Annotated in this window: 3 protein-coding genes; all 3 read right to left on the bottom strand. The window is 59.7% G+C overall.

The annotated features are described in order from the left end of the window. Positions 1–214: 214 nt before the first annotated feature. From L3X40_RS21835 to L3X40_RS21825, 3 genes are read right to left on the bottom strand one after another with little or no spacing between them, the layout of a single operon-like run. A complete protein-coding gene (locus L3X40_RS21835; RefSeq protein ID WP_237367431.1) occupies positions 215–556 on the bottom strand; it encodes a recombinase family protein in 342 nt (113 codons plus the stop codon). Then, positions 543–680 carry a hypothetical protein gene (locus tag L3X40_RS21830; protein WP_237367430.1) on the bottom strand — a complete coding sequence of 46 codons (138 nt, stop codon included), beginning with the start codon at positions 678–680 and terminating at the stop codon, positions 543–545. The genes L3X40_RS21835 and L3X40_RS21830 overlap by 14 nt, the downstream gene beginning before the upstream one ends. 28 nt (positions 681–708) lie before the next feature. After that, positions 709–1020: a hypothetical protein gene (locus L3X40_RS21825; RefSeq protein ID WP_237367429.1), complete on the bottom strand. Its 312-nt coding sequence runs from the start codon at positions 1018–1020 to the stop codon at positions 709–711. Positions 1021–1223: the final 203 nt, after the last annotated feature.

The following is a 1223-nucleotide window of genomic DNA, read 5'->3' as shown; positions in this document are numbered from 1 at the left end:
TCAAATTCAACCGGGCCGCATGGAACAACGACTATCTCACCCAGCTACTCACCTTCACCTGAAATGCGATCGCCCTGCGGTCCCGGCTAAGAGCAATTGAAAAAGGGGAGGGCGATGGATATTGGCGAGGTTCTCTTCGCGCTGAAGGGCCGGGTCCGCCGAGGGCCATTTACAATCCTGACCGTCTTCGGTTGGGCCATTGCGTTCGGCTTCGCTACAATCCCGTTGCGGTGCTGCAGCATGGCAGCGCCCAGACCATCGCGGTCCTTGGGTTCGCGCTGCTCTTGCTCTGGATCAGCGTGGCGATACCCGCGCACAGCCATGCGACCAGGCGATCAAAGCCGGGGCGGGCCACTGTTCCGCTCGCGGATTTCCCGAGATCAGCGTCTATGACCTCGATGTCCACGAATCCGCGCTGACGTGCAATGTCGACGAGGTCATACTGCCGCCGCTGGCTTTCCAGGTTGGTCATGACCTGGGACTGAGTCGATTGACGCACATAGACGACGGCCTTGCGCTTCAGCAGCTGTGCCGGGATCAGCTCAGCGCCCGTCATCGCCGAGCTCCTCGACGACGAGGCCGGCGGCCTGCATCAGGATTTGGGCCAGCGAAGTTATGGCCTTCGCCCGCTCGGCGTCGTTCATCCCGTCCACTCTGCGGGGCTCGAATATCAGACGCATCTGCCTTCCTGCGGTCGGCGCAGACACGTTAAGATGGCGCTGATTGCGGCTCCCGCGGCTCTTCGTCCGCCGCCGGCAGCGGCGACGCGACAGCATAACCGCGACTGATCGCATAACGGTAAAATCCGGCGAGAGCGCCATACTTGTTCGCACGCCAACGCGTGAGCGGACCGGTTCCGGCGAGAAAGCGGCGCACTTCGCTTTCTGTAACCGCATCGCAGCAAGCGTGCTCAGGGAAGTTCTTGCAAAATTGGTACAATGTCCTTGCGCTGGTGATAAATCGGGCACCATGGGCGCGCCGCCATGCGACATAGTGGTCGACCGCTTCACGAAGAATCATAGCAGCCCCTCCAGATCGAGCTCCGCAACCTCGCGAAGAGCATTGAGATTGACCTTCGCGTAGATCGCGGTGGCCGCCGTGCTTCGATGACCGAGATAGTCGCCGACCACTTTCATCGATAAACCTTGATGTCAACGTCGGGGTAAAATTGTGCAAGATTCCGGTGTAAAACTGTACCAGTTGGATTGAACAAAAAGCCTCAG

Source organism: Rhizorhapis sp. SPR117, from assembly GCF_021742065.1.
The sequence above is the reverse complement of the archived record's forward strand: the minus strand, read 5'-3'. Positions and strand labels throughout refer to the sequence as shown.